Source organism: Priestia sp. D3YE.R1, from assembly GCF_049199565.1.
Taxonomy (GTDB): Bacteria; Bacillota; Bacilli; order Bacillales; family Bacillaceae_H; genus Priestia; species Priestia aryabhattai.
Genome location: NZ_JBLTHW010000013.1, coordinates 13,457 through 34,928, shown reverse-complemented (window position 1 = coordinate 34,928; position 21,472 = coordinate 13,457). Strand labels below are relative to the sequence as shown.

Sequence of the window (21,472 nt, the reverse complement as noted above, 5' to 3'; positions counted from 1 at the left end):
CCCATAAAAAAGGAAAACGATGTCGTCTTTTTGTATAGACTAAGCCCTTGAAATAAATCTAATTATCCTATAAAATGAAGGCGTAACTAAATTTAAGTAATAAGGCTTCGACAGGTGTTTTCCCTAGTGTGTTTAGGGTTAACGGTGTAAGGGTGTTGGCGCACCACTTGCACACGTTGGAGTCTTTTTATATTCCGCACTGTTTTGTTGATTCTATTATACCGTCTATTAATCTTATAATTCAATAAGAATCCATGATCTCCTCATAAAATCTTTGTATTCTACCTATGATTAAAAGTTACTTCATTTGGCTATACTGCTAACGTAAGAATTTATATTCCCATGTTTTTTCCTTAACTAATTTTAAAATCTATAAATTATAGCATAACCCCTACAGTTGTTTTTCTGTTTTACATATTGTTTTATATATTTGTTTTATTGTTTTATTGTTTTAGAGACTCTATAGGCATTGATGTTACAGCTTTTATCAACCTAAACTATCACTAATTTTGCGCGAACTATCACTAATTTTGCGCGAACTATCACTAATTTTGCGTGAAACTATCACTAATTTTGCGTGAAACTATCACTAATTTTGCGCGAACTATCACTAATTTTGCGTATTCCCCCTATATATGGTTATAAGTATCACTAATTTTGCGCGAGGAATGTAGACATTTCTTAACTATCACCAATTTTGCGTAAGAAACGTAGACATACCTTAAGTATCACCAATTTTGCGCATGAATTGTATGATTTAAGGCAATAAATCAAGATTAATTAATCTTTCTAAGAATAAAAGGCCTTATAAAGTATCACCTATTTTGCGTGATATTTAAATTACAAGGACAGGCTACGCTCGAGATGGAAATTTACACAGTATCACTTTTATGATATTTTAGTGATAGTTTAGAAAAATATGGGGGATTTTATGAAGAGATCAAATGTAGTTCAACCATATGACCTGGAAAGTATAAATATAAAAAATTGGGTAACAAAATCAAACATCCTCATTGAGAGTACATATAAACTGTCTTTACAGGAACAAAGAATCCTTTTAATTATGGCATCTAAAGTTCAACCTAATGATGAAACTTTAAAGACATATAGATTTCGAGCTAAAGATTTTATTGAAATCGTAGGAAACAGGAAAGGTACAGGTTTTTACTCATACTTAAAAGAAATCGTGAATGGTCTTCAAACAAAAGTTCTTACGATAAAAGAAAAAGGCAGACAAAGAAATTACAACTGGGTAATTACGTCTATCTACGAAGAAAATGAAGGCTATATAACATTACAATTTCATCCTAGCTTAAAGTATCTGTTTTTAGAGCTTAAAGAAAAATTTACATCGTATCAATTAGAAAATGTAGTGAGACTCAATTCGGTCTATTCAATTCGTATTTATGAGTTGCTTAAGCAATATGAACGTCTGCGAAAAAGAGAGCTAACTCTGGAAGAGCTACGTCATTTTTTAGCTATTGAACCTACTAAGTATAAACAGTACGGCCATTTTAAAAGTAAAGTACTAGCAGTGGCTCAAAAGGAAATTAACAATAAAACGGATATCCGCTTTGAATTCGTCGAAATAAAAACAGGTAGAAAAGTAACATCCATAGAATTTATTATTGATAGTTCGCCTACATTGAACGGTGTTAGCTCTGTTAAAGAGAAAGAGCCCAAATTAAATCAGCCACCATTAGAGTTAACAGACAACGAAAAAGAAAATAGGTTGCAGTATGAATTGGTGAGCTTAGGAGTTAAGCCTGAAAAAATTGAGTGGGTTTTATCTGAATTTACGAAAGAGCAGGTAGAACGAAATATCAAATACACGCAAGATCGTTTGATTACGGGGGATATCACTCATCCGCATTCTTACGTAATAAAGTCCATTCAAAAAGACTATGCGAAAGCATCACAAGAATCAAAGATTATTAAACCTAAAAAGCCTATAAGAAAAGAACTAGTCCCAGATTTTATAAAAAATGCCGATAACAACCAACAGATTTTTGAGAATTCTACATTACAGGAAAAGCAGAAATTATTTCTTGGAGAAAATGGAACCCAAAAGGATTTTGAAGAAATACTTATTCGGATTCGAGAATTAAAAAAGAAGCTAGTTTTAAATTCAAAAGAACCAACCAAAGAAGAAGTAGAAAAAGCCCATGAATTAGCAATGAAAGAAGTACTGCAAAATATGAAAAAGGACTTAAAAAAGCGTCAAGAGGTAGGTCTTGAGCCGAGATTAGTAAATGACTTTGAAAATAAAGAACTACAAAAGATTTATAAAAGCTTCTTACAGAGTCAAACTTCAAGCGAGGTTTAAATATAATACTTTTTTATTAACACGCCTTCTATGGTGTGTTTTTTATGTGTAATACTTTTGTCTGTTAGGTGAATTTAATATACAATATTTTTAGAAAGATAGGACTTAGGGGATTGTGTTGTTTGTTTTTATATTTTCTAATGATATATTAAATTTACCTAGAATGGATGTGTTCTATTTGGAGATTCCTATTATTGTTCAGAGTTTTCTTGTACATTTGCATGAATCTGAAAAAAAGAGTTCCACAATTTCTATGTATACTCACGATTTGAAGAAGTTTTTTGAATGGTTAAATCTTCGTCATTCTAATATAGCACCAGAAACCTTGCCAGAGGGCAAAGAAGTGTATAAAGAATACTTTACCTATCTGAAAGAAAAAAACTCCTCTGAGGCAAATTTGAAGCGTATAGCCTCACACTTAAATGGTTTGTTAAGATATTACAACCTCACGGAACAAATTGGGATACTCAAAGCTACAACTAAAAAGCAGAGGGATTTAACTGACAGCGATTTTATTAATGAAAGTGATGCCCTTGCGCTTTTGAAGTCTGTTATAAGTCATAAAAATCTAACAGATACACAAATACAGATACATGAATATATAGCTTCTCGTAATTATTCAATATTAATTCTTATGCTTCATTACGGTCTTACGATTAATGAGGTTGTATCCTTAAATATAAAGGATATTAACTTTAGTCAAAATACATTAACTATTCTAACTAGTAAAGGAAGCCGCCTTTTAGAGCTTTCTAAAGAAGATAAAAAAATCATATATAATTACTTTTTAGCACTCCCCCCACTATTTAGGCCTAAAGATTATACAGACGATCCTTTATTTATTTCTTTTCACCCTCAAAAGATGGTTTATTGGTACGATTACAACTTAAATAAGCCTAAAAGGATTAGTTTAATTGGTGTAAAACGTATGATTGAAAAAGAAGTTAAACGCTCAGGCATAAAAGCTAGGGTGAGATCTACCCATTTCAGGAACAGTTGTATATTAAAAAAGATTTGTGAAGGCCATTCAAATGAAAACATTATTTACTACTTTGGTTTATCTAGCCGTCATGCTTTGTATCGTTATAAGAGATACCTAAAATCAAAATAAGCATAGGTATCTTGTTATCCTTTAATAAGTTGAACTTATTTTTGCATGAAATTGCATTATATCAATATTTAAAATCAATAAGTTTAACTTATAATATTTTTGAATTTTAATTAATTATAGAAAAAACAACAAGTTAAACTTAAGTTTAATTTGTTGTTTTTAAATAGTGGCCATCATTTTATTAAAGAGTAAAATAGTATGTTATGAGTCCAATGGAATTGTATAACTCGAAGGACTATTAGCAATATAACATATATAAAAACGCAATCTAAATAATCATTATCCTAGAATTTAAATAGAATTCCTATTCTTGAGTTAAAGCTCGATAAAGTACGTTCTAGAATTAGGTCCATCCCTTTATTATCAGAGATTTAGACTAACCTAGATTTATTTACTGGAATCAGAAAAATTTGAAGAAAATCTAATGAATTAATTAGAATATAGAGTTCTTTAAAACGTGTAAGTTCGCTTTTGTATCAAAATGAAGCTCTCCAAAAAAGCTAGTAGTTAAGTGATACAAAATATTTTATTTCTTATGTCTTATAATGTGCTATGTTTCTATAAGAACATGATGGACTTATTTTTTATGGAATTACTTTCTAGATAGTTTAAAGTGATTAATCTCTACGCTAAAATAAATAAGAATAATTTATTGATTATGAAACTGGAATTAAAACTAGTATAAGTGCCTTCTAGAATTACTAAATGTCTTTTTGTTTCAAGAGTTATAGAAACTCTAGATTTTCTTCATGAATACTATGTACGATGAGTTCACCACTTCTTATGTAACTTATATTCGCTTGCATACAATCAAACAGACTAAAGGATTAATTAACAAGACTAGACTTATAACCATAGTATTTATAAAATATAAAAATTCCAGAAAAGAGTTTTCAAGTTAAATATATAACTTATTGAAGCGCTACATAAATATTTCACCCCTTGAAAAGTTCATAATTTTATCTAGAATTGAAAAGAAGAGGATCTAAAAAACACTTCAGGGAAAATTAAAAACTTAAAATGTTAAAAGGAATATTCATTTATTACTAGAATCTAACTAGAAACAAAAAGCTTGATTAATATCTGGTGTAACTATGTTCTAGAATCACCACTAATCCTTTTATAGCAACGTCATATACCCTCTAGATTTTTTATATAGAAAGGAGAATCCTAGAAAAATGTCTAAAAACTTAGATGATGAAATTGTTTACACCTTAAAAGATACAGTGAAGCTAACTGGCTTAAGTGTTGACTTAATTCGCTTATATGAGAAAGAATTTAATCTCCAGATTCAGCGAACTGAAGGTGGCCATCGAAGATACAATAAACAAAACATCGATTTATTAATTGAAATTAAGAAACGAATTCAAGAACAAAACTGGAGCTATAAGATGATAAACCAGTGGCTTCAAGGAGAAATTGTACCAGAAGCAGTTGAGGTTCAATCAAACTTTGAGAAAAAAGTAGAATCACTTGAAGAAAAAGTTCAAGAATTGCTTAATCGCTCTGAAAAAGATGAGCAATTTCAGCTTGCACTTATACAACGATTAGATGAACAAGGAAGGCTTATAAAGCAACTTACAGAGAAGCTCAATCATCAAGACAAATACATTGAAAACAACCTAGAAAAACGAGATGAGAAATTGACTAGTGCAATACGTGAAATTAGCGATACAAAAAAACTTATAGCGGCCGCACAAGAGAATCTAGATTCAAAACCAAAGGGGTTTTGGAATAAGCTTTTTAGTCGTTAATATGTGCATATGTAAATATTAAATTATTTATTTTACATTTGGATGTGGAATGAAAGCCAGTTTATTTTCATCATTATGAAAGAAGAAAACTTTTCTGCTTATAATACTACTAGATTACAAATAAATTCTATAATCTGATTGATTGCGGGAAAGTTTAATTGTCTTTCAAACATAAAAAATAATTGAACTAAACTCGTTAAAAAGCACAGGTCCTCATCACTAGGATTATCTGTGCTTTTTTTTCTCAGTTCTGAAAGGATAATTGCCAGCATTATAGCTCTACATTAAGTGATTTTTATTTATTATCTAATCTCCATCTTTACTGAATTCCCCTGAATTTTTTATACATGAACTTATTCTATTACATATAGCTAATGCATTTACGCCATCTTCTCCTTTTACTGTAAGAGGAGTATCATTCTTCACAGAATTAATAAAATCTATCAATTGTAATTTTAATGGATCGCTATAAGGAACTTCAATTGTTTCTACTATTTTTATGTCTGTGTCATCTTTTTTAACACTCTTATAATAACTCGGAGTTTTTATTCTCTCAATTTTTCCATTTAATAAATTTACGCTAATAATACTTTTGTCTGTAAACACACGAATAGTTCGAATTTTTTCTACAGATTTAAAACTTGCTGTAAGATGAGCTACAGTTCCACCCATAAATTTGATAATTGCAGATGCATGTTTTGGAGTATTATTTATCATTTGTCCCACAGCATGTAAGCTTGAAATTTCGGAATTTAATAATTCTTTTAAAATGTAAATGTCATGAATCATTAAATCCTGCACCACATCTACCTTTTTTAACCTTTGATCATCTGAGCTCATCCGATGAACATCAAAGGCAATAACTTTCTCATTAATCAGCATATGTTTGAGTATATTAATTAGAGGATTATATAATTCAATATGACCAACTTGAATTTTTAATCCTTTTTCTTTTGCATTCTGAATCAATTCTTTTGCTTGATTAACAGTATGTGTGATGGGCTTTTCTATAAGCATATGAACCTTGTGTTGAATACATAATAAACCAATTTCATAATGATATTCTGTTGGTACAGCTATACTTACTATATCCACTACTTGCAACAATTCTGTAATTGATTCAAACGGGGTTACCTCATACTTATCTGCAATTTCTTTGGTTCTTGCTTTATCATTGTCATAAATGCCAGTTAAGTTACAATAGTCCGATAGAGCAATGTATGTCCGAACATGTTTTTCTCCCATACTGCCCGTCCCAATTACACCAACTTTCATGAAAAATCCTCCACTCTACATAACTTGCTAACATATTTTATGTAAGCTGTGAGAAAAGGACTGGACTTTTATACTAGATAATCTAAAATTCAGTTACTATTTATTCAAAATCTAATTTATAAATAATATGGATGGAAAGAAAGGAAGAAACATAAAGTTGATAAATTTATTATTTATAGCTCCCAAAACTTCTAGTTTATTAGATAAAAATTATTACTTTTTAGAAAATGAATTAAAAAAAATTACTAATTTAACTTTGTTCAGAAATTCAGGAAGAATAAATGAGATATTAAATAAAATTAAAACTAAACCTGATTTTATTTTATTATTAAACGATATTGGTGATCAGATGTTTCCACTTATTAAAGGACTTTCTTCAGTAGATATACCTATTGGATTACTAATTAATGATGTGCACAGATTTAAAGAAACAAGGAGACATTATATAAGAAAAAGTAGTATCCCTTATCTTTTTTCAGTAACAAGAAAAAAATTCTGTGAGATTTATCCGGAATATACAAACAAAGTGGAATGGTTTCCTCATTTTGTGAATACAGAGGTGTGTAAGGACTATGGGCTTAAGAAAACGATAAATTTATTAATGATGGGGGCAGTCAATGACTTTTATCCACTAAGACAAAAAATACTTCAGGATTATAAGGAAAGTACGGATTTTATCTATCATAGTCATCCTGGTTACCGAGAATTTAGTAAAGAGGAAGAAAAACAACTATACATTGGAAAGAAATATGCAAAAGAGATTAATAAGTCGAAAATTTTCTTTACTTGTCCCTCGGTGTTTGAATATCCCGTAAAAAAATATTTTCAAGCATTAGCCTGTAAATCTCTACTTCTTGCCCCAACTTTTAAAGAGCTAGAAGACCTTGGTTTTATACCTGGAATCCATTTTGTTGCAATTAATGAAAATAATTTTAAAGATAAAGCAGCGTATTATTTAACTAATGTAAACGACCGAGAGCAGATTACTGAACAGGGCTACCAATTTGTACATCAAAATCATTCACTTCAATTTAGAGCTCAACAGCTTGTAGAGAGAATTGAAGCTATTCTTTCATAAAAGTTCAGGGAGGTTCTTGGATGTCTCATATACCTAAAAGCGCAAAAATAGGGAATAACGTTGTTATTGAGAACAATGTAAAGATTGGTGAAAATGTAATTATTGGTCACAATACAGTTATCTTAGAGGGTACCCAAATAGGAAATAGTGTAGAAATTGGAGCAAATAGTGTATTAGGAATACAAGCAAAGAGTAATTATAAAATGCGTAAAGTTACTGATAGCCATAAGAATTTAGTTATTGGAGATAATGTAAAAATTGGAAATTTAGTTTCTATATATCTCGGTAGTATTATTTCCAAAGATGTATTTATTGGAGATCATGCAAGTATAAGGGAAAATGTCTCAATTAATAATGGAACAATTATAGGAAGAGCAGCAATCATAGAACTTAACTCAACTATAGGAAAAAGTTGCACTATTCAAACTCTTGCCTATATCACAGGTGATACAGTTCTAGAAGATGATGTTTTTATTGGTCCCTGTGTTTCTATGTCTAATGATAAATATATGGGAAAGAAAGAATATAAATTAAAAGGTCCTTATATAAAAAAGGGAGCTAAAATAGGAAATAATGCTTCACTTTTACCCAATGTAGTAATCGGATCTGAAAGCTTGGTGGGCGCGGGATCTGTAGTGACAAAAAATATAAATGACTATGAGGTATTTGTTGGAGTAGCAGCCAGAAAAATAAAGTAAAAAAAGCCACATTCCTAAATATAACAACTAGATGCAAATATTTATTATACATACAAACTAGAAATCAATATAAATTTTTTAATTATATGTGAGCTTTTATAAATTACTTTGGTACTTAACTTTTCCAAGAACCACTTTTATTGATATGATAAAATAACATATTTTCACATACCAATAGGTAGGTATGGTGAAATTAAACCTTATTAACCTTTTAGGAGGATAAAAATGAACGATAAAATGCCAAAATTTACACCTCGTTTATCAGCTATAAGCAAAGATAGATATAAAATTAACTTTTTAGATGATGGATATCCGGGAAAAGAAATAGGGAATGAAACACATCACCATCCAATTTACGGTATTTACGTAATAAGAGATTACTTATTTCAATACAACAAAACAAAAGAAACTAAGTATCAGGATGCTGCTATTAAAGTAGCTAATGCTGCCATTCATAGAATGGATACATTTAGAAACACCCTTGTATTTTGGTATAAAAAGGGGAGTCCCTTTAATTCTACAAGTAAGGAATACTATTCAGGTTTAACCCAAAGTTATTATGCAGAAGTTTTTGCTCAAGTCTACAAATCAACTAACAATTCGATTTATAAAGATGCTGCAAAAAAGGTATATGCAAGTTTAAAAATCCCGGTTTCATTAGGAGGAGTATTTCATAATTCTTCAAAAGGTCCCAGTATTCAAGAATATCCTATGTCTCCAAATGGGTATGTATTAAATGGATGGCTTTCAACCATATCTTCAATTAAAAATTATACAGATATATTACAAGACGCTGAAGCAGAGAGTTTTTGGAAAGATAATTTATTAACTCTAAGCAAGTTACTTCCTCTATATGATGCTCCATCTTTTGCTAATTCGAGATATACATTAAATGGAATGACAACAATTAAGTTATTCTCTCCTTCTACCCAATTTGAATTACAAAGAGTAGATCTCAATGTCCCTGATGAGGATAGTTATGAATTAAAAGTTGATTCTAAGAAGAGATATGAGAATTTTATTGAAGGTTCTTCTGTACTTCAAAAAAACGGAAAAATATTAACTAGAAAAAATACGGCTTTACTAAAAGTATTATTGAGTAGATTCTCATATCCTAAAGAAAATGAACTTTCTATTAAATTATTTAGTCCTAGCACAGCTAAAATTCAAATATTTATTGCACAACCACAATATTTCCCCACTAAAATTGTAGAACCACAAAAGAGTGCTTCATATCATTTTATTAAAGAAGTATCCCTTCAAAAAGGTTTAAATAATATTAAAGTCAGTCTTCCATGGGAGCCATTAGATGCAATTGGAATTCCTACTACATTTAAACAGTTCGGTGCAAAATGGCATAATGTGTATCATTTTATACACATTGATAAACTGAATTATTTCTATAAGATTACTAACAACAAACAACTACTGGATTACGCAACTAAATGGAAAAAATATACAGAATCATGGATCAATGACCCTTTATACGATGGATTAGAAAAATCGCCTTATCAAGGGAGCTAAAATTTTATCTACTAAAAGTCAAAAAATCAAGTTTTGATTAAAGGCATATAATTTAAATGGAGGTGCAAAATGAACAAAAAAATATGTATGTTAGTTCATACCCATTCTTTTTTAGACTCAAGAATTTTTAAAAAGGAAGCTAAGTCTTTACAGAGAAATGGCTATGACGTCACCATGATTGTTCCAAAAATTAAAGGAACTTTGTTTGATGTTGACAAGAAACCATTCGATAAAAAGTTTCTTGAAAAGACCTTTATACATGAGGGAATTAAAATTGTAACTTACAACTTAGAAGACTTTAAACCGTCTGCTTCAGAAATGAATAAAAACCTCGAAAAGAATAATCATTCACTATTTAATAATCCTCTTACTAAGCTTGGACTTGAAGAAAAAGCAGATATTTATCATGCTCATGAGTTAGCTTCTTTATACGCAGGAATTGGGATTAAAAGAATGACGAAAAACATAGAGAGTAAAAATATAAAATTAATTTTCGATAGTCATGACCTCATACCTGACCCTTTAGACAACAGAATTTTAACGCAAACGAAAAAAACAGAGATGCTAAAACTATTAGATACCATGATTGAAGAAATTGATCAACTTATTACAGTTTCTCATTCTATAAAATCCTGGTATATTGCAAAAAAGCCCCTACTCCCTATAGAAATAATTTATAATTCTCCCCCATTGGAGCAAAACTATATACAAAGAAACTACGATCAGCCTAGATTAACTGTCTGCTATGAAGGACATATTGCAGACGATAGAAAAGGCAGTAGAGATAAAATATTCAAACTAACAGAAGATTGTTCAAAAGAAATTGATTTCAGTTTTAAAATAATAGGGGGTGTCTTACATGGGCACACACTCTCCATCCCAGATAACATAAAAGAAAATATTCAATTAACGGGATGGGTTGATTATCACGCTATTTCGAACCATATGAAGGATGTAGACATAGGTTGGATTGACTTTGATGATTTACAAAATTCTTTGAATCGTTCTTATGCTCTTCCAAATAAATTTTTTAGTTATTTAAATAATGGGATTCCTGTTGTTGTTAACAAATGTCATGAAATGGAAAAGTTTATAAAAACACATAACTGTGGACTTGTAATTAATACAGTTAAAGCCACTGCAGAGGATTACGCCGAAGCCTTTCTTTATTTAAATAAAAATAGAAATAAACTAAAAACAATGAGTATTAACGCACGAAAAGTTATGGAAAAATTGTATAGCTGGGATAGAATGGAGAAAGAGTTATTGAATATTTATAATTCATTATTAGATGGAAGACAAAATAAGTTCACTTTTTAAGAAAAAATTTTCTCTTTAAGGTTTCTTTAAAGAGAAAATTTCTTCTTTATCTTAAAACTTTCTATATATACTTTTGTCTTAGGATTTATAAGTTAACAAAATATTATATATTTTCTTGGCAGTTTCTCCATCTCCAAAAAGAGAAGGATGAGTACTAGGTACTCTTACATCTGATACACTCTTTAAGATAGTATTATAATCCAAGCTATTGACCAGAGTATTCCAACCGGCTTGAACAGTTTCTGTCCATTCCGTTTCGTCTCTAAGTGTAATACAGGGAACTTCAAGCATATACGCCTCTTTTTGCACTCCACCTGAATCTGTTAAAATAATTTCTGCCGTGCTTTCTAAGGCTAGCATGTCAAAATAATCTAGGGGTTCAATAACTTTAATGTTAGAAGGAGAAAGGAATTTTTTTAAATTCCAAAACTCAATTTTATTCTTCGTTCGAGGATGTAAAGGAAGTACCACACTCTTATCTAGTTCACCTAACGCCATAAGTAATGCTTGTAGTTTGTTGAGGTTATCTGTGTTCTCAGCTCTATGAATAGTAGCGAGGTAATAATCTCCTGGACTAAGTTTTAATTGTGAAAGGATGTCTGAATGATTAAGCGCAATATCTCTATAATGTAATGTAGCATCATACATAATATCCCCTGTGAGATACACACCTTTTTCTATACCTTCACATTTCAAGTTTTTTATAGCCTCTTCCGTAGGGCAGAATAGCCAAGTAGAAAGGTGATCTGTTAACAAACGATTTAATTCCTCAGGCATTTTTTTATTAAAACTTCGTAGTCCAGACTCAACATGTGCGATAGGAATATTAAGTTTTGAAGCTGCTAAACTTCCTGCAAGTGTAGAGTTTGTATCCCCATACACAAGAACAATATCAGGTTTTTCAGTTAAAATAATATTTTCAATTTCTATAAGCATTTTACCTGTTTGCTTTCCATGTGAATCAGATCCTACTCCAAGGTGATAATTTGGTTTAGGAATTTGTAACTGTTTAAAAAAAATATCAGACATGTTGGAATCATAGTGTTGACCTGTGTGTACTAATATTTCCTTTATTTTTGAATCATTATGAAATAACTTTGACAACATACAGGCCTTGATAAATTGCGGTCTTGCACCTATAACTGTCATAACCTTCATTGACACTTCTCCTTTCACTTGTTTAAATTTTTATTCTTTATTTTTTAGCTCTTACATAGTATTAATGTTTATAATAATTGTTGAATTCTTTTACTCTTGCTATTTATGAAGACATCCTTATATTTTTCATTTAAAAACTTCATCAAAAGATAATAAAATCATTAGGTTATATTTATCCCATTTATTATAGAGGAGGATGAAATTATGAAGGTTTGTTTTTTAGTTCAGGAACACCCCTTTTTAGACGCAAGGATTTTCCAAAAAGAAGCAAAGGGTCTTCTAAAACAAGGATATGAGGTTACTATGATTGTACCTAGAGTCAAAGGATGTTTATTTGATATAAGTGGAAAAATATTCGTAGATTCTTTTAAATCAGATATTTTCACTTATGAAGGAATTAAAATTATTACTTATGAACAATTTTATCCACATAAGAATTTAAAGAATTTAAATTACAATATTAAATCAGGATCATATCATAGATTTAATGATCCGTTAACAAAGATCGGAATAGAACAAGAAGCAGATATTTATCACGCTCATGAATTCTTCTCCCTGTATTCAGGTATTGGAATTAAAAGGGCTTTACATGCCACTAAAGTAAAAGATATAAAATTAATTTACGATAGTCATGAATTAGATCCAGACCCTCATACTACAAATAATCAAACTACAAAAATTATGATAGATATGCTTCAATTTATGTTAAAAGAAGTTAATTATCTAATTACAGTATCAGAATCCATAAAAGATTGGTATCAGAATCTTTCACCTAATTTACCTATTGAAATAATCTATAATTCACCCCCTCTCTCGCGCAATTTACCTTTCCAAAAAAGGAATAATGATACATTTTTAGCTGTTTATGAAGGTCTTATCCATAAAACGAAAGGAAATTTCAATAAATTAATTGAAATCACAGAAATATGTAATAAAGAAATAGATTTCAAATTTAGAATCATTGGAGGCACTAAGGAAATTAAAAGAGATCAGCTATTAGTTCCCTCTCATTTGAAAGATAAGATTGAACTTTTAGGTTGGATTGATTACGCTAAACTTCCTCTTGCTCTTTCTAATGTAGATTTAGGTTGGATCGATTTAGAGCCTGAGCAGTCATTAAATCATCGTTTTGCTATGCCAAATAAATTTTTTAGTTATTTAAATAACGGAATTCCAGTGCTAGTTAATAGGTGTAATGACATGAAAAAATTTATTGAATCTTATCAATGTGGTCATGTAATAAATAAAATGAAAGCAACTTCAGAAGACTATGCAGAGGCAATTATTTCATTATATAGAAATAAAAGTACATTAAAAGAAATGGGTATTAACGCTCGGAAAATAATGAAAGATGTATACAAATGGGAAGAAATGGAGAAGAAACTGTTCAACATATACAATAATCTCTAGTCTTTTATAAAACACACCGCATTAAAAAGTATCTATCTATTTTTTAGAAGCTCAGTTAACTTTATTTTTCCTCCCATAACCCAATCATTCGCCTCATTTAAAACATAGATTATGAAGGAGAACTTTTTTACAAATTAAATACAATGGAGTTGTAAGAAATGAATCATGAAAATAAAAACCTAAAAAATGTTACAGTCGTTGGTTTAGGTAAAATTGGACTAACTTTAGCAGCAGTTTTTGCAAATAACGGTTTTAATGTTTTTGGGGTAGATATTAATAAAAAAGTAGTTGATTCAGTAAATAAAGGTATATCTCATGTGAAAAATGAGCCAGGTTTAGAGCAATTGGTGCAAGATGCTTACAAAAACAAAACACTAGTAGCCACTTTAGACACTTCTGAAGCTGTTAATAACTCAGAAATAATTATGGTAATTGTCCCAGTATTAATTAATAACCAAAATGAAGTTGATTATACCTTTATTGATTTAGCAGTTGAGAATATTGCTAAGAGTATAAAGAAAGGTACATTGGTCATTTTTGAAACAACACTTCCTACAGGTGATACAAGAAATAGATTCGGAAAAAAAATTGAAGAAACTTCAGGACTAAAAATGGGAGATGATTTTTATTTAGCTTATAGTCCAGAAAGAGTTTATTCTAACCGTATTATAGAGGATTTAAGAAACTATCCTAAGGTTTTAGGAGCTTTAAATGAAGAAAGTCTTAAATTGTCCTCCGAATTTTACCACAAAGCCTTAAATTGTGAATTAATAAAAGTAAGCTCTTTAGAAACGGCGGAATTTTCCAAAGTTGCAGAATGTGTATATAGAGATGTAAATATCGCTTTAGCAAATGAACTCGCAAAGTTTGCTGATCAGAAAGGCGTCAGTATGTCTGAGGTTATAGCAGCCAGTAATAGTCAACCTTACTCAAATATACACTATCCTGGAATAGGTGTAGGGGGACATTGTATTCCAATTTACCCCTACTTCTTTATAAATAGAGGCTTAGAAAATGGATTAACCAATTTAGCTAGAAAAGTTAATGATACAATGGCGGACTACGCAATTGAAAAAATTGAGACTAATCTCGGAGCTCTTCAAAATAAAAATATTCTTATCTTAGGATTAGCTTTTAGAGAGAATGTGAAAGAAACTACAAAATCATCTACTCTTTTATTAATAAACCTTTTAAAACAAAAGAATGCAAATATATTTTTAAATGATCCACTATTTACGGATAGTGAAATTGTAAATTATGGAGGTACTCCCTTATCCTTAGATGATAAAATGGTATCAAAGATTGATGTCATTATTCTACAAGCTTTTCATAAACAATATGAGAGCTTAAATTTTGAAGGATTTAGTAATTGTAAAGTGATTTTAGATGGAAGAAATTCATTAAATAAAGAAGAAATAAATCAGTTAGGGATTAAATATGAAGGGATAGGTAGCTAGAGAACAAATTTTAAAAAGGAGGAATAGTTTCAATATGATTCCTATGGTCGATTTAAAGGCTGAATTAGAATTATTGAAAGAACCTATTTTTAATGCATTGAAAGAAGTGTTAGAAAGTGGGCAATATATTTTAGGAAGTAAAGGAAAAGAGCTTGAAAAACAAATAGCTTCTTACGTAGGAGCTACCTATGGTATTGGAGTAGGAAATGGAACAGATGCACTCTATCTAGCTCTTAGAGCATTAGATATAGGACCAGGTGATGAGATAATTACAACCCCTTTCACCTTTTTTGCAACAGCTGAAGTAATTGCTCAAGTAGGAGCGACACCCGTCTTTGTAGACATAGAAAAAGAAACCTATAACATGGATCCCTTAAAAATAAAAGAAAAAATCACAGATAATACCAAAGCAATTATTGTTGTACATTTATATGGTCAATCTGCAAAAATGAAAGAAATCATGAAAGTTGCAAAAGAATTTAACTTAAAAGTGATTGAAGATGCATGTCAAGCCATTGGTACGGAATACGATGGTAAAAGAGTAGGAACGATTGGAGATATTGGCTGTTTTTCTTTCTTTCCTTCTAAAAACCTAGGGGCCTATGGAGATGCCGGCATGGTAGTTACAAATGATAAAAGCCTCTACGAAAAAGTTAGCACATTAAGAAATCATGGAAGTCAAATAAAGTATATACATTCAACTATCGGAGTGAATAGTAGGCTCGATGAATTTCAAGCCGCCATTTTGCTCATCAAGCTTAAATATTTAGATGTTTTCTTGCACAAGAGAAAAGAAATTGCTAAAAAGTATACACTAGAATTGAATAGTTTATTAAAAGCTCCTTCTATCATAGAAAATAGAGAACACACCTTTCATCAATATTGTATTGAATTAGACGAGCGTGATCAGTTAGCAACCTTTTTACAAAAAAATGATATTTCCTCTGCGATTTATTACCCAATCCCTCTTCACCTCCAAGAAGCCTTCAATTATTTAAACTACCACAAAGGCGATTTTCCAATTGCAGAAATCGCGGCATCTAAAATTTTAGCTTTGCCTATTTATCCAACCATGACTTTTGAAAAACAAGATAAGATCATTTCTATGATAAAAAAATTTATAGAGAGAAAAGATCAAAAATAGTTTTTTGATCTTTTTTCTCTAGGTTAAGATAAGTCAACTGCGGATTTATAGACAAAATGATTAAAATGCCAAGTACCTCAAAGGCTGGATAAACATATTTTAAATCATAGACAGGAAAAAAATGATATTTTAGAAAGGATGGTACTGTTGGAATCTAAAAGTTTCACAAATCAAATTACATCTATTAATGTTCCTTCACGACTTTCAAGATTGGGATATAGATTTCTGTTGACTAGTCTAAGAAATAAACAAGTTGAAGTTTCAACACCTTTTGAGACATATAGAGGAAACTTAACTGCTGTTCAGTTAGATTATGTTGTTTTGACGGAGAGTGACGGATCTATAGTTTTTATAAGAATTGCTAAGATTGAAACGGTTATAGGACTTTAAGAGGGAGGTTATTAAATGTTTAGAATTACTTTGACAACAGAATTAGCAAGACATATTGGTTCCCAAGTTGAAATCGCTCTTGATGATCGTTTGATTGAGGGCATTCTCTTATCAGCTTCACTTGACCTTGTTGTAGTATCCGATAGTTCTGGATACAACCCAGGTGTTGAAGTGAATATAAACACAGAATTTATCAATTCTGTAAGATTTATTCAACTAGTTTAATTAATCAAGATATTTTATGAAATCGTTCCAATTAAGTTGATTTTTTTTTGTAATGCTTAATTCGTGTTCCCTAACGTTATAAACAGTAAAATCTTTATACAACAATCGGCTTTCTTTTAATAATTCATTTAATATGCTAACGTCTTCATACATTCTTCCATTCTCAAACTTAGTTATTGGAAAGCCATTGTTCTGTTTCAAAGAAGAAGTCCGATAAATTCGCGGGCCTAAAGGAAATGGATAAGAAAGTAATTCGCTTTTATTACTGACTATTCTCCCCTTTTTTATTCCTTTATATTTCACAGTTCCTAAACTCGTTTGTTTCCAAATTCTTAAGTTTCCATAAAGTACAGCAACATTACCTGATATACCTTTCAAATGGTTCTTAATAATTGAAAAAGCATCGGGATCAAACCAATCATCGGCATCTAATTCAATAACAAAGTCTGTCTCTATATATGGTAATAGATCATTTAATGACTTAGCTTTTCCTCTATTTTCTTTTTTAAAGAGTTTAAAGGTGGGAATTACTCCCCATTTATCCATTTCCTTACAAGAACTATCAGTGGAACCGTCATCAATTACTAAAATTTGTTCTGGTGGTTTACTTTGCAGAAGACAAGAACTAATAGCTGTATTTACATATTGAACCATATTATAATTAGAAATAACAACAGAAAGAGAAGGAGTATTTTTCCTTTTTTCTAAATCAAATTGATATTTTTCTATAAAATTTAATTTTTGGAGGTTGTTTGTAGCACCATCTTTGATTGTTTGACTTATAAAATACTCCTTTTCATTTACAATATGCGATTTATCTAGAGTTGAAAGCCATGCTGATAATATAGCTTCCTTAAATGGAACCTGATAATTTAAGAAAAAATCAGTTTGTTTTAGAAAAGAAGTCTTCACTAAAAAAGGACGTTGGATTACTTTATCCCTAAACGTATAGGGATAGGTCATTACATACTGATGATTATATAATTGTAAGTTTATATCTTTTATATTTGGATTAAGGTACTCTTGATTATAAAGAAATAAAATATATTCATCAGGTGATTTTACAATATAATTACTTAAGGTCTCCCCTAAGTCATTTTGAAGAAATGTTACATACTTATTTTCTTGGTTAACAGAGAAAATATCGAGTTTGGAAGGTGAATTTTTTTCTTCTAGAACAGTGATATTCCTCACACGCTGATGAATAAAATCCAATGAATTCAAGGCTTTATTTAAAATAGTGGAATTAGAATAGTTAAGCAGAAGAACATGAATATTTTTCATTGACTTTCCTCCATTGTAAAAATAATTAAGTGCCCTTACATATTTTTAATCATATTTTTAAAGAATTAGTCGTATACTTTCGTATAAAAAACGGAATATGTTTATATATTGCTAATATCTAATAGAAAATAGACAATAAACAATTTCTTAATATGGGATTATATTAACTAAACACTCACCTTCCAACTCCATAACCTCTAGAGAGTCTATAAAAACTAAATTAAGGTAATGAGTTAGTAGATATATTCACATTTCATTGTCAATTTAGGAGAAATCACTTCTAATTTTACCTAAATAAAATTAGAGCTTATACCCATAAAGTGATTGTACTGGCAATAACCCAATCAGAGCATCTAGTTCTAATATCTTAATTTAACTTGAATAGACCTTATGTTTTTTTTCTAAACATTATGAAATTTTGTAGTTCAAAGTATTTTGTATAAATACAAAATATAAAGCCTTTTCAGTTAAAACTACCTCAACCCAATCATTTTAAGAAAAAGATACATTTATTTGAATCATTTCACAAAAAATTCATTTAAGCTTTAGTCTAAAAAGAAGATGCGGAGAAAATTTCCCACTCTCGCATAGTACATTCGGTTAATACGCTCTTAGCGAGCGAATTGACGCCTTTCTTAGACTAAAAAAATCATGATCGTATTGGATTTAATACAAGGGGATTTAAATAATATTTCTTATGAACGGATGCTGAATACAAAGTTTTTAGAACCCCACCTCGTTATCCCTCGTAATCATAATGGCATGACGTTAAGTAACAAAATGTGACTCCTTATAAACAGGCTACTGATACTCTTTAAGTCTTTGTCAGTCATGTGTTCCAAGCGATATAAGGAAAGCTGGGATTGTTCATTCAATGAAGAACACGTTATGCATGGGTTTATTTAGGTACTAAATATTGTTTTGAAAGAAGGTACGGTATCGAAATAAGTGATCTATTATTCAATGAAAGAGTTTTATGTAATAAAGTAAAAATTAAATAATTAGCAAAGACCATGGAATTTTTCTTATTCCTTTTATAGGCCTTTGCTTCTATCATTAAAGAACTAAAGTTAGATATAGAATTTAAAAACAAATAAACAGGTACCTATCTGTTTTTAGCAGATAAGTACTTGTTTTCAGCTATTAGCAGTCTTGATTTTCAACTTCTGTAGCTGTGAAGACTACAGTACCTGTAGAGACAGTTATAGGTGGAATTAGAGTTGAAAGTAGGCCTCCAACTATTGTTCCTACTGCAGGAATCAGAGGATCACTTGTCAAAGCAACATCTAGAGTCAAGTAATAGCGATTGTCTCCGCAACAAGGGTTTTTGTCTACCCAATGAAAGCTAGTAGTTACTGTACTGAAATCAACTGAAAGGGCAGCGATATTAACATCGGAAATTATTGAAGTATCACGTGTTTGAAAAATCGGAACAAATGGACCGTGATCGCAACTTCTCCAGATTCTAAAAGTTCCTTCTATTCCTAAAGGTACACTAAGCGTTAAGAGTATTGCTACTAACTCTTCTAATAGAGTTAGACTACCTGGTGTCCATTCTACCGTTCCTTGGAGTAACACTGCATCATCATTATCGTCTACATCGATTTTTACTTGAGCGCGTGTATTTAATGGAGTAGCAGTACCGGAACCAGTAGTTGGAGGGAAAATCACGCTTGTATTCTCGCTTACGTCAAATTCAGTAAATATATTCTTTTCTTTTTTATCATCATGACACTCGTGGCACTTATGATCATCATGACACTTGTCACATTTGTGGTCATGCTTCTTCAACTCAAATTCCTCCTTATCATTTTCATATTTTTGTTTTTCTTTAAATTTATTATCACTACTATCTTTAATAACCTTTTTATAATAATCTGACATGTTGTCACCTCCTAGTAATAATGAGTGCATACACTCTTTATATAAGATGAAAATAATCACATAAATGCAACGGACAAACGTCTATAGAGTTTAAAAAATATATTATACTTGGTTACATAAGGTGAATTACAAATAAAATTAAAGAAGGTAGAGGATTAATCCTCTACCTTCTTTATACTTTAGGCTTTCTGATACTCATTATCATTTTTGGAGGTGATTATGTTTCTGAGATAACCTTAAATAATGTATTGTATGTAAAGTTTATGTGAATAGTTTATTATTGTTTTTTATAAATAAAAAATTATTAGGGGGGTATAAAATATTATCAATTATTATTAATTTCTTCAGATTCATAATATTTCCATTCAAATAACCTTTTCTTTTTCGTATACAGATTTCTTTTAAAAGAGTGGCCGTATGTCTAAGATTGAGTGGTTAATTAAAATTCAGAACTAGAATTAACTAAACTATATGGAGGCTATAATACCTTGTCTTATCACACATAAAAAAATCATTTTTTCTCTAAAAGTCATAAATAGTCTTATACTATCATTTCTTCCTGAAATCTCCGAATAAAATTTTACTCTTCACATTTTTTATCTACAACCGTTGAAAGTACACTTTTGGGTTCAGTTTTCCTCCTTATTTATAATGGTAAATCGTGCTTCCTAAAAATATATTTATATATGATGAAAATTCTTTTCGCCTTCTTTAACCATCTGGAAAACGCGCTTTTTATCATTCCCTAAAAGTGCTCTTATAGTTATATTATGATTTTTCGTATGATGAGAAAAATTAGCCTTACTATATCATTGATCACATAATAGACAGGGCAATTCATTCTCTACTTCGTAAGGTGTGGAAGTCCAACGTGTTGAAGGTACGAAGGGTTTACGCGTAACTACTTTTGTAGGTGAAGAATCTCCTTTTTGTATAGGTGCCTGTAGTGGTTCTATGTTCGCAGCTACTTCATTTGCATACTACTGTATAGAGCATCTTCCATTTCCTCTTTAATTAGGAGATAACCTGCTTCCGACATAGATAACCCAAGATCTTCACATCGTTGTTGAAATTGAGTATAGCTACTTTTTGGCAATCGGATTGGTGATACTTTACTAGGTCCTTTTCGCTTGGATTAACGAGCGTATTTATCTAATCTTCGCATTATTTCCCATCCCATTTTTAGTTTGTATACAGATTCAATACTTCATAGGTGAACTCCTGCTTACATACTAAATACAAATTGTAGTTATAAAGTATGTATCCTACTTATATTATGTATAAAAATTGCTTCTTTCCTTTGTGATGAAAACTCATTTTTATATTCATCAACTAAACGTTTAAGATAGAGTCATAATTAGGGGTTGGATGGCATGAATGACTATCATAATATTTAGCATAGGCGATGCTGGTATGTTGAGACAGAGCATAGAA

General features: G+C 30.4%; 16 protein-coding genes. 12 read left to right on the top strand and 4 right to left on the bottom strand.

Annotated features, from left to right (window positions below; genetic code table 11):
- The first annotated feature begins 931 nt into the window (after positions 1–931).
- From ACOZIR_RS27475 to ACOZIR_RS27465, 3 genes are all read left to right on the top strand, one after another.
- On the top strand, positions 932–2,326 hold the full coding sequence (locus ACOZIR_RS27475; protein ID WP_421536085.1) for a replication initiation protein: 1,395 nt from the start codon (positions 932–934) through the stop codon (positions 2,324–2,326).
- Positions 2,327–2,444: 118 nt separating this feature from the next.
- Complete coding sequence (locus ACOZIR_RS27470) at positions 2,445–3,437, top strand: tyrosine-type recombinase/integrase (RefSeq protein ID WP_421536084.1); 993 nt, start codon at positions 2,445–2,447, stop codon at positions 3,435–3,437.
- Positions 3,438–4,615: 1,178 nt separating this feature from the next.
- The gene (locus ACOZIR_RS27465; protein WP_421536083.1) at positions 4,616–5,191 is read left to right on the top strand and encodes a MerR family transcriptional regulator; all 576 of its coding nucleotides are present in this window, start codon (positions 4,616–4,618) and stop codon (positions 5,189–5,191) included.
- Positions 5,192–5,497: 306 nt separating this feature from the next.
- On the opposite strand, the gene ACOZIR_RS27460 is transcribed toward ACOZIR_RS27465, so the two are convergent.
- Positions 5,498–6,466, bottom strand: coding sequence for a Gfo/Idh/MocA family protein (locus ACOZIR_RS27460; protein WP_421536082.1), 969 nt, complete (start codon positions 6,464–6,466; stop codon positions 5,498–5,500).
- Positions 6,467–6,623: 157 nt separating this feature from the next.
- Between ACOZIR_RS27460 and ACOZIR_RS27455 the strand changes: the two genes are divergently transcribed.
- The 4 genes from ACOZIR_RS27455 to ACOZIR_RS27440 all read left to right on the top strand — a co-directional run bounded on the left by ACOZIR_RS27455 (position 6,624) and on the right by ACOZIR_RS27440 (position 11,086).
- Complete coding sequence (locus tag ACOZIR_RS27455; RefSeq protein ID WP_421536081.1) at positions 6,624–7,544, top strand: glycosyltransferase; 921 nt, start codon at positions 6,624–6,626, stop codon at positions 7,542–7,544.
- A gap of 20 nt (positions 7,545–7,564) precedes the next feature.
- Positions 7,565–8,242 (top strand): DapH/DapD/GlmU-related protein, encoded by a 678-nt coding sequence (locus tag ACOZIR_RS27450; protein WP_421536080.1) that lies wholly within the window; start codon positions 7,565–7,567, stop codon positions 8,240–8,242.
- Between the two features lie 225 nt (positions 8,243–8,467).
- On the top strand, positions 8,468–9,766 hold the full coding sequence (locus ACOZIR_RS27445) for a D-glucuronyl C5-epimerase family protein (protein WP_421536079.1): 1,299 nt from the start codon (positions 8,468–8,470) through the stop codon (positions 9,764–9,766).
- Positions 9,767–9,835: 69 nt separating this feature from the next.
- The gene (locus ACOZIR_RS27440; RefSeq protein WP_421536078.1) at positions 9,836–11,086 is read left to right on the top strand and encodes a glycosyltransferase; all 1,251 of its coding nucleotides are present in this window, start codon (positions 9,836–9,838) and stop codon (positions 11,084–11,086) included.
- A gap of 78 nt (positions 11,087–11,164) precedes the next feature.
- Here the strand turns inward: ACOZIR_RS27440 and wecB are convergent, their stop codons facing one another.
- Complete coding sequence (wecB, locus tag ACOZIR_RS27435; protein ID WP_421536077.1) at positions 11,165–12,244, bottom strand: non-hydrolyzing UDP-N-acetylglucosamine 2-epimerase; 1,080 nt, start codon at positions 12,242–12,244, stop codon at positions 11,165–11,167.
- A 204-nt stretch (positions 12,245–12,448) separates the two neighbouring features.
- Between wecB and ACOZIR_RS27430 the strand changes: the two genes are divergently transcribed.
- From ACOZIR_RS27430 to ACOZIR_RS27410, 5 genes are all read left to right on the top strand, one after another.
- Positions 12,449–13,654: a glycosyltransferase gene (locus tag ACOZIR_RS27430; RefSeq protein ID WP_421536076.1), complete on the top strand. Its 1,206-nt coding sequence runs from the start codon at positions 12,449–12,451 to the stop codon at positions 13,652–13,654.
- 158 nt (positions 13,655–13,812) lie between these two features.
- Positions 13,813–15,111, top strand: coding sequence for a nucleotide sugar dehydrogenase (locus ACOZIR_RS27425; RefSeq protein ID WP_421536075.1), 1,299 nt, complete (start codon positions 13,813–13,815; stop codon positions 15,109–15,111).
- 34 nt (positions 15,112–15,145) lie between these two features.
- Positions 15,146–16,255: a DegT/DnrJ/EryC1/StrS family aminotransferase gene (locus ACOZIR_RS27420; RefSeq protein WP_421536074.1), complete on the top strand. Its 1,110-nt coding sequence runs from the start codon at positions 15,146–15,148 to the stop codon at positions 16,253–16,255.
- Between the two features lie 147 nt (positions 16,256–16,402).
- The gene (locus ACOZIR_RS27415; RefSeq protein WP_421536073.1) at positions 16,403–16,645 is read left to right on the top strand and encodes a DUF2642 domain-containing protein; all 243 of its coding nucleotides are present in this window, start codon (positions 16,403–16,405) and stop codon (positions 16,643–16,645) included.
- A gap of 15 nt (positions 16,646–16,660) precedes the next feature.
- Positions 16,661–16,870: a hypothetical protein gene (locus ACOZIR_RS27410; protein WP_421536072.1), complete on the top strand. Its 210-nt coding sequence runs from the start codon at positions 16,661–16,663 to the stop codon at positions 16,868–16,870.
- Here ACOZIR_RS27410 and ACOZIR_RS27405 read toward each other — a convergent pair whose 3' ends face one another.
- Positions 16,871–18,154, bottom strand: coding sequence for a glycosyltransferase family 2 protein (locus ACOZIR_RS27405; protein WP_421536071.1), 1,284 nt, complete (start codon positions 18,152–18,154; stop codon positions 16,871–16,873). It abuts the gene before it with no gap.
- 1,143 nt (positions 18,155–19,297) lie between these two features.
- A complete protein-coding gene (locus tag ACOZIR_RS27400; protein WP_421536070.1) occupies positions 19,298–20,038 on the bottom strand; it encodes a hypothetical protein in 741 nt (246 codons plus the stop codon).
- Positions 20,039–21,472 lie beyond the last annotated feature (1,434 nt).

Bases quoted from the DNA above. Each gene is read 5' to 3' on its own strand.
- ACOZIR_RS27450 (WP_421536080.1), top strand. From the start codon at position 7,565: ATGTCTCATATACCTAAAAGCGCAAAAATAGGGAATAACGTTGTTATT.
- ACOZIR_RS27410 (WP_421536072.1), top strand. From the start codon at position 16,661: ATGTTTAGAATTACTTTGACAACAGAATTAGCAAGACATATTGGTTCC.
- wecB (WP_421536077.1), bottom strand. From the start codon at position 12,244: ATGAAGGTTATGACAGTTATAGGTGCAAGACCGCAATTTATCAAGGCC.
- ACOZIR_RS27475 (WP_421536085.1), top strand. From the start codon at position 932: ATGAAGAGATCAAATGTAGTTCAACCATATGACCTGGAAAGTATAAAT.
- ACOZIR_RS27425 (WP_421536075.1), top strand. From the start codon at position 13,813: ATGAATCATGAAAATAAAAACCTAAAAAATGTTACAGTCGTTGGTTTA.
- ACOZIR_RS27405 (WP_421536071.1), bottom strand. From the start codon at position 18,154: ATGAAAAATATTCATGTTCTTCTGCTTAACTATTCTAATTCCACTATT.
- ACOZIR_RS27430 (WP_421536076.1), top strand. From the start codon at position 12,449: ATGAAGGTTTGTTTTTTAGTTCAGGAACACCCCTTTTTAGACGCAAGG.
- ACOZIR_RS27465 (WP_421536083.1), top strand. From the start codon at position 4,616: ATGTCTAAAAACTTAGATGATGAAATTGTTTACACCTTAAAAGATACA.
- ACOZIR_RS27460 (WP_421536082.1), bottom strand. From the start codon at position 6,466: ATGAAAGTTGGTGTAATTGGGACGGGCAGTATGGGAGAAAAACATGTT.
- ACOZIR_RS27440 (WP_421536078.1), top strand. From the start codon at position 9,836: ATGAACAAAAAAATATGTATGTTAGTTCATACCCATTCTTTTTTAGAC.
- ACOZIR_RS27400 (WP_421536070.1), bottom strand. From the start codon at position 20,038: ATGTCAGATTATTATAAAAAGGTTATTAAAGATAGTAGTGATAATAAA.
- ACOZIR_RS27420 (WP_421536074.1), top strand. From the start codon at position 15,146: ATGATTCCTATGGTCGATTTAAAGGCTGAATTAGAATTATTGAAAGAA.
- ACOZIR_RS27445 (WP_421536079.1), top strand. From the start codon at position 8,468: ATGAACGATAAAATGCCAAAATTTACACCTCGTTTATCAGCTATAAGC.